Below are 2812 nucleotides of genomic sequence, written 5' to 3' on the forward strand. Positions count from 1 at the left end.
CGATGGAAAAATTTTTCTGCGACAGGCGGGTGTAGTGGCGCAGCACCTCCAGTTCCGACGGGTTGGGCAGGTTTAGGGGCATCCTCCGCAGTAGCTCCGCCGGAATATCGGACGGCAACTCCACCGCCGGAAAATGGTGATCGTGATCGAAAATAGAATCGCTCATAAGGTCTCCAGCACAGAGGTCAGGGCGTCGCAATAGGCCAGCAGATCAGCCTCTTCCAGCAATTCTGTGGTGCAGACCAGCAGATCGCCAGCTTCCCCCATCCCCCAGTCAGAAAGCGGGAGTCCCGCCAGCAGACCGTGGCCCAGCAGCGCATCCCGCACCGCCACGGCAGCATGTGGCAGACGCAGCACAAACTCGTGGAAGAAAGGCCCGCCATAAGGCAGGCTCACCCCCGGCACGACCGTCAACAGTTCCCGCAGCCGCACGGCACGTTCATGGCAAAGCACCGCCGTCCGCTGCAAGCCGTGCCCGCCCAGCGTCGCCATGTGGATGGTCGCCGCCGTCACCATCAGGCCCTGATTGGTGCAGATGTTGCTCGTCGCCTTACCACGGCGGATGTGCTGCTCCCGCGCCTGCAAGCTCAGACAAAAGCCCTCACGGCCCTGCCCGTCCACGGTTTTGGCGACCAGTCGCCCAGGCAACTGGCGCACGTGGGCCTTGCGGCAGGCGAGAAAACCAAAGTAAGGCCCGCCGCCGCTCAGGGGAATCCCCAGCGGCTGCCCCTCGCCCACCGCTATATCCGCACCCTCTGTACCCCAATCTCCCGGCGCCTTCAGCATAGCGAGAGCGAGCGGATTGACCACGGCTATGGCCAGCAGGCCATGGGCATGGGCCCAGTCGGTCAGCGCATCCACGGACTCCAGCAAACCCAGGGCGTTGCTCTGGGGAATAATCAGCGCCGCCGCATCCCCTGCCTCCGCAGGCAATATCAGGGTGCCCGTAGCACGGTCATAAGGAACGCTCACCAAACGGATGTTTTGCAGGCCCAGCACGCTGTCCAGCACCCGCCGCCAGCCCGGCAGCAGGTTCTCCGGCACCAGAATGGATTTGTCGCCGCCCTGAATCCGCAACGCCATCAGGCAGGCCTCGGCCAACCCCGAGGCCCCGTCGTAGAGGGAAGCATTACTCACCTCCAGCCCTGTCAGCCGCGTGATAAAACCCTGATACTCATAGATGACCTGCAGCGTGCCCTGGCTGGCTTCCGGCTGATACGGCGTATAGGCGGAATAAAACTCGCCGCGCCCGGTAATTTCCCAGACAATGGCCGGGATGTGGTGGGCATAGGCGCCACCGCCCGTAAAACAGCGCAGCGGCGCGTTGCTTAGGGCACGTTCCTCCAGTTCGCGTTGCAGGGCCATCTCCGACAGCCCTTCGGGCAAGACCATGTCATGCACTTGCAAAGCCGGCGGAATTTCATCAAAAAGCTGGTCGAGGCTGTCAACGCCAACGGCGGCCAACATCACCGCCGTCTCCAACCCATCGTGGGGAATATAGGGCATTTACTTAAGACTCCGCTAATTTACCATAAGCCGCCGCATCCAGGAGTCCGGCACAGGCCGCTGCGTCGGCCTCCACCACCATAATCCAGCCCTGACCATAAGGGTCTTCATTGAGCCACTGCGGGTTATCCCCCAGCCCGTCATTACGCTCCACCACCGTGCCATCGAGCGGCGCATACAAATCCGCCGCCGCCTTGACCGACTCCAGCACGCCGCAGACTTCGCCACCATGAATCGCCTTACCGGCATCAGGCACCTCCACATACACCAGATCCCCCAGCAATTCCTGGGCATGATCGGTAATCCCTACCCGGTAGCGTCCGCCCCCCAGGTCTTCGACCCACTCATGGGTATCGCTGTAACGCAACGTCTCCGGAATCTTGCTCATGCCTCACGCTCCTCAGGAAAAGAAAAAGTTGCCACGCCTTTCCGCCAGAAAGGCGGCTTTACCACCAGCGCCGGACGCCGCGCCCCGCGCACCACAACGGCGCATGCGGCCATCGGCTCCAGCGCCGCATCCACGCGGGCCAGCGCGATACCGCACTGCAGGCTGGGCGAGAAAATACCGCTGGTGACCACCCCACAAGGCTGCCCCGCCGCATTTTCCACCACATAACCATGCCGGGGAATGCCTTCGCGCATCGCCAAGCCGATGAGTTTGGCACCACCGCCTGCGACCAACTGCGCCTCCAGCGCCACCCGCCCCAGAAAATCCCGCTCTGCAGCACGCAAATCCACCGTCCAGGCCAGATTACTCGCATAAGGCGAAACCGCCGTCGTCATATCCTGACCGTAAAGATCCAGCCCCGCCTCCAGACGCAGACTATCTCGCGCCGCCAACCCGGCTGGCCGCACCCCGGCAGCCACCAGCCGATCCGCCAGGCCCGGTAACAAAGTATTCGCAGCGATAATTTCGACACCATCTTCGCCGGTATAACCCGTGCGCCCGACGAAGAAATCGCCCCGCTCCAGCGCGTGAAAAACCGGCAACTCCGCCAATGCGGACATGCCCAACACCGTCGCCGCCATCGCCCGCGCTGTGGGGCCCTGCACCGCCAGAATCCCCAGATCCGGCCGCTTCTGCAGGGTCACCTGCCAGCCGTGGGCATCCACAAGGGCCTGCAGGTGCGCCGTGTCCGCCTCCGCCCCGCCCGCATTCAGCACAATCCGATACCTACCGTCTCCACGATGATAGACAATCAGATCGTCAATAATCCCGCCATCGCCTTGCAGCATCGTGCTGTACAGCGCCTTACCCGGCACCGCGTCCAGCTTCGCCACATCGTTGGCCAAGGCGTAGCGCAGC

At 62.9% G+C, this 2812-nt stretch carries 3 protein-coding genes; all 3 read right to left on the reverse strand.

What is annotated here, in order from left to right:
• Window positions 1-162 precede the first annotated feature (162 nt).
• Window positions 163-1506, reverse strand: a complete 1344-nt coding sequence (gene gcvPA, locus AC2VNK_RS08560) for an aminomethyl-transferring glycine dehydrogenase subunit GcvPA (protein WP_486883465.1) — start codon at window positions 1504-1506, stop codon at window positions 163-165.
• 4 nt (window positions 1507-1510) lie between these two features.
• Window positions 1511-1894: a glycine cleavage system protein GcvH gene (gcvH, locus tag AC2VNK_RS08565; protein WP_291524246.1), complete on the reverse strand. Its 384-nt coding sequence runs from the start codon at window positions 1892-1894 to the stop codon at window positions 1511-1513.
• Window positions 1891-2812: glycine cleavage system aminomethyltransferase GcvT (gene gcvT, locus AC2VNK_RS08570; RefSeq protein ID WP_486883466.1), on the reverse strand; the 922-nt coding region annotated here is incomplete at its 5' end. The genes gcvH and gcvT, both read right to left, overlap by 4 nt.

The sequence above is a fragment of the Acidithiobacillus sp. TH-A35 genome (assembly GCF_057473505.1).

Excerpts from the sequence above, each read along its gene's own strand:
- gcvPA (WP_486883465.1), bottom strand. The coding sequence starts at position 1,506 with ATGCCCTATATTCCCCACGATGGGTTGGAGACGGCGGTGATGTTGGCC.
- gcvH (WP_291524246.1), bottom strand. The coding sequence starts at position 1,894 with ATGAGCAAGATTCCGGAGACGTTGCGTTACAGCGATACCCATGAGTGG.